At 66.9% G+C, this 4,166-nt stretch carries 5 protein-coding genes and 1 pseudogene; 4 read left to right on the top strand and 2 right to left on the bottom strand.

Features of this window, described 5'->3' with window-relative positions; translation table 11 throughout:
• From AC5RUJ_RS12055 to AC5RUJ_RS12045, 3 genes and pseudogenes are all read left to right on the top strand, one after another.
• A pseudogene (locus AC5RUJ_RS12055) lies at positions 1-620 on the top strand (hypothetical protein); the annotation flags it as partial.
• A 24-nt stretch (positions 621-644) separates the two neighbouring features.
• Positions 645-1,241 (top strand): recombination mediator RecR, encoded by a 597-nt coding sequence (recR, locus tag AC5RUJ_RS12050; protein ID WP_494002065.1) that lies wholly within the window; start codon positions 645-647, stop codon positions 1,239-1,241.
• A gap of 241 nt (positions 1,242-1,482) precedes the next feature.
• On the top strand, positions 1,483-2,772 hold the full coding sequence (locus tag AC5RUJ_RS12045; protein WP_494002064.1) for an aspartate kinase: 1,290 nt from the start codon (positions 1,483-1,485) through the stop codon (positions 2,770-2,772).
• 90 nt (positions 2,773-2,862) lie between these two features.
• Here the strand turns inward: AC5RUJ_RS12045 and AC5RUJ_RS12040 are convergent, their stop codons facing one another.
• Together AC5RUJ_RS12040 and AC5RUJ_RS12035 are read right to left on the bottom strand one after the other, a co-directional pair.
• Positions 2,863-3,075, bottom strand: a complete 213-nt coding sequence (locus tag AC5RUJ_RS12040) for a hypothetical protein (protein ID WP_494002063.1) — start codon at positions 3,073-3,075, stop codon at positions 2,863-2,865.
• Positions 3,076-3,149: 74 nt separating this feature from the next.
• Entirely contained in the window at positions 3,150-3,362 is a 213-nt protein-coding gene (locus tag AC5RUJ_RS12035; protein ID WP_494002062.1) for a hypothetical protein, read from the bottom strand.
• Between the two features lie 91 nt (positions 3,363-3,453).
• Between AC5RUJ_RS12035 and AC5RUJ_RS12030 the strand changes: the two genes are divergently transcribed.
• The gene (locus AC5RUJ_RS12030; protein WP_494127742.1) at positions 3,454-3,918 is read left to right on the top strand and encodes a MarR family winged helix-turn-helix transcriptional regulator; all 465 of its coding nucleotides are present in this window, start codon (positions 3,454-3,456) and stop codon (positions 3,916-3,918) included.
• Positions 3,919-4,166: the final 248 nt, after the last annotated feature.

Raw genomic sequence — 4,166 nt, 5'->3', positions numbered from 1 at the left:
GGCCGCCGGCCCTGCCCGGGGAGAAGCCGGTGTTCGCGAAGCTGGCCGAGCGGATGGCGGCCCCGGGGGCTCCCACCGCTGTCCCCGTGGCAGCCGGTGCGCCATCGGCCTCAAATTACTCCGGCTCGGCGCTGGCCGGCTTCCCCGCCCCCGCCCCCGCATCTCCAACAGGTCCAGCAGCTCCAGCCTCTCCAGCCTCTCCAGCAGGAGGAATCCTCGGGGCTGCCGCCCAACCTAACAGCCAGCCCGCCGGCGCCCTGTCGGCACCCCCAAGCACTCCCGCCCCCTCCTCCCCGGCACAGGCTTCTCCGTACGACGACATCCCCTACGCGAACGACGAACCACCCGCCGAGGAATGGGAAACGACGCCGGACCGGCAGATGCCCGGGCAAAAGCGCAGCCGCTACCAGCAGTTGCTGGATCAGGCGAAGGCCACACGGGCGACATCTGCCGCCGCGGCGCCGTCCCCGGCAGCCCGTGACCTAAACTTGAAGTACGTCGAGGACATCCCCAGCGAAGACGACGAGGCCATCGAAGATTCCGGACTGGTGGGCCGCGCTGCCATTGAAAGGCTCCTCGGGGGACGCCTGATCGAAGAACGAAGCCTCGACGGTTCCTAACCGCCCGCGGAGATTGAAGGTTCAGTGTACGAAGGTGCTGTCCAGGAGCTGATCGACGAGCTCGGCCGCTTGCCTGGAATCGGCCCGAAGTCCGCCCAACGCATCGCGTTCCACATCTTGGAGTCCGATCCGGCCGACATGAAGCGGCTCGTTGACGCCGTTACCCACGTCAAGGAGCGGGTGAAGTTCTGCTCCATCTGCGGGAACGTCTCCGAACAGGACACCTGCAACATCTGCCGCGACCCGCGCCGGGATCCGACGGCCATCTGCGTGGTGGAAGAGTCCAAGGACGTCATAGCGATCGAGCGCACCCGGTCCTTCAAGGGCCGCTACCACGTGCTCGGCGGCGCCATCAATCCGATCGGCGGCGTCGGTCCGGAGCAACTGCGCATCCGCGAGCTGCTCGGCCGCCTCTCGGACGGACAGATCGAGGAAATCATCATCGCCACCGATCCGAACCTTGAAGGCGAGGCGACGGCGACCTACCTGGGCCGGATGCTCAAGACCATCGGCATTCCCGTCAGCCGGTTGGCGTCCGGCCTGCCGGTGGGAGGCGACCTCGAGTACGCGGACGAAGTTACGCTGGGCCGCGCCTTCGAAGGCCGCCGCATGCTCACGTAGCAAACCGGCGGCCCAGCCACGCGTCAGTCGGCGGTGTCGGGCGCCTGGCCCGGCACCGTCGTCGTTATTACCCTGGCCGGTCATACTGTCCGCCGCATTCTCCGCCGTAACCACTACGGCGCTAGAATGGCGGTTGCCGCGCGGTGCGCAGCCGGGATGCGTGGCAGCAAATCCATGAGCCCGGCGGCGCGCCCTGGCGGCCGCGGTCCGGGCCCCAACCCAGGAGTTGTTTAGAGAACACATGAGCCTGATAGTGCAGAAGTTTGGCGGTTCCTCAGTATCGGACGCGGAGGGGATCAAACGCGTGGCACAACGCGTGGTCGACACCCAGGCCGCCGGCAACCAGGTTGTCGTCGTCGTGTCCGCCATGGGAGACACCACCGACGAACTGCTGGATCTGGCCAACCAGGTCTCCTCCAGCAGCAGCAGCGCCCGCGAAATGGACATGCTGTTGTCCGCCGGCGAACGAATCTCGATGTCGCTGCTGGCCATGGCCATCCAGGAATTCGGCTCCAGGGCCCAGTCCTTCACCGGCAGCCAAGCCGGCATGGTCACCGACGCCATCCACGGCAGGGCGCGGATTATCGACGTCTCGCCGCACCGGGTGATGACGACCATCGAAAAGGGCGAGATCGCCATTGTCGCCGGCTTCCAGGGCATCAGCCGGGAGAGCAACGACATCACCACGCTGGGCCGCGGCGGTTCGGACACCACCGCGGTGGCGCTGGCGGCGGCACTGGGCGCCGACGTCTGCGAGATCTACACTGACGTGGACGGCATCTACACCGCCGATCCGCGGGTGGTGCACACCGCCCGCAAGATCGACGCCATCTCCAGCGAGGAGATGCTGGAAATGGCGGCCTCCGGCTCGAAGATCCTGCACCTGCGCTGCGTCGAGTACGCCCGCCGCTTCGGCGTGAAGCTGCACGTGCGCTCGTCCTTCAGCACGAACGAGGGAACCTGGGTACTGCCCAACCCCGACGACAAGATCAAGATTCAAGAGGGAGAACCCTTGGAACAGCCCATCATCTCCGGCGTTGCCCACGACCGCTCCGAAGCCAAGGTCACCATCCTGGGCGTGCCCGACATCCCCGGCAAGGCCGCGGAGATCTTCGGCATCGTCGCCGGCGCGCACTCAAACATTGACATGATCGTGCAGAACATCTCCACCCGCGGGACCGGCAAGACGGACATCTCCTTCACGCTGCCCATGGTGGAGGGCAAGGAAGCCCTGGAGGCACTCAACGCGGCCCAGGACGTGGTGGGCTTCGAGGGCATTCTCTACAACGAAAACGTCGGAAAGCTCTCGCTGATCGGGGCGGGCATGCGCTCCAATCCCGGCGTCTCCTACAAGTTCTTCGAAGCCCTGCACAAGGCCGGCGTGAACGTGGACATGATCTCCACCTCCGAGATCCGCATCTCGATTGTCACGCACGCCGATCTGCTGGACACGGCGGTCCGCGCTGTCCACGCGGCATTCGACCTGGACACCGACGAGGAAGCCACGGTCTACGGCGGCACCGGCCGCTGACGCCGCGGGGCGGAAACGGAGAGGGGCTGTCAGCAGTTGGCTGACAGCCCCTCTCCGTGTGTGTCAGGCCCTGCGCGGCCTCGTCGCGTGTCAGGCCTTGCGCGGCTTGCGGTAGGCGTAGGCGTGGCCGGGACCGCGCTCCACTTCGATCTCGGCCAGTTGTTCCTCCGCCGCTTTCTCCGCCGCGTCGTGCCGGTGCACCACCGGGGTGTCGGCTTCGATGCGATCGGCAGGGCCCCAGACCTTCGCCGCCTTCTCCGTGGCTCGCATGAAGCGGTCCATGAAACGCCGATTTCCAGCCATCTGAATCACCTTCTTGCTCAGAAGAATCCGTGGCATCAGTTTAACGAGGCCCGGTACGGAAGAACAGGGCGGGGCTAGGCCGGCTTCTTCGGCACGATGTAGGTGCTGCCGTCCGCCCGGGTGACCGTTTCCCACTGCGACGCTTCGGCCTCGCGCTGCTGGAGCAGCGCCTTGTTCTCCTCGGTCATGGGATGGTCGACGCCGCTTTTCTGGGCCGGGCCGAAGACGATGCGGAACTTGCCGGTCGCCCGCATGAACGCGTTGACGCGGGACTTCTTCTCGGTCATGGGCGTGATCCTTCTTCCGGTGCCCGGTAGACTCTGCGGGCATTCAACCCCATAATAGGGGACGAACAATTAGCGCACGAACTGATGGAGAGTGGTGGCCGTGACAGCGACGGCGGGGACGACGGACGACCTGCTGCTGGAGCACCAGCTGTGCTTCGCGCTGTCGGTGGCGTCGCGCAGCGTGGTGGCCTCCTACAAGCCGGTGCTGGAGAAGCTGGGCCTCACGCATCCGCAATACCTGATGATGCTCGCCCTCTGGGAGCAGAGCCCGCGGATGGTCAAGGACCTGTCCGAGGCGCTGCAGCAGGAACCCGCCACCCTGTCCCCCATGCTCAAGCGGCTGGAGCAGGCCGGCCTCGTGACCCGGGAGCGGGTGGAAGGCAACGAGCGGGCGCTGGCCGTGGGGCTGACCGCTGCCGGCCAGGCGCTGCGGGAGGAGGCACTGGCCGTGCCCGGAACCATGCTGGCGCGCCTGGGTCTTGAACGCGAGCAGTTGCGCGAACTGAACGCCTCGATGCATGCGCTGATCAAGGCCGCGCGGGAAGCCACGGACTAGCGCCAACGCACGGAGCCGCCGGAAGATGCGGCGGGAGGGTGGCCGGTGGTTGTATCCACCGGCCACCCTCCCGCTTGTTCAGGTGCTGTCAGCGGCCGGGGCCGCCGGCGCCGTTAGCGGCCGGAGCGCTGCCCGGGCTGCTCCGAGGCACTGCCGTCGACTATCACGGCCGTACCTTCAGCTGCCGGCGCCTGCGCCGCGGCGCCGTTGCCGGAGACGTTGACCGTCACCGCCGTGGCCGCGCCGTC

Source organism: Arthrobacter sp. Y3223164, from assembly GCF_059091005.1.
The sequence above is the reverse complement of the archived record's forward strand: the minus strand, read 5'-3'. Positions and strand labels throughout refer to the sequence as shown.

Excerpts from the sequence above, each read along its gene's own strand:
- AC5RUJ_RS12045 (WP_494002064.1), top strand. The coding sequence starts at position 1,483 with ATGAGCCTGATAGTGCAGAAGTTTGGCGGTTCCTCAGTATCGGACGCG.
- AC5RUJ_RS12040 (WP_494002063.1), bottom strand. The coding sequence starts at position 3,075 with ATGGCTGGAAATCGGCGTTTCATGGACCGCTTCATGCGAGCCACGGAG.
- AC5RUJ_RS12035 (WP_494002062.1), bottom strand. The coding sequence starts at position 3,362 with ATGACCGAGAAGAAGTCCCGCGTCAACGCGTTCATGCGGGCGACCGGC.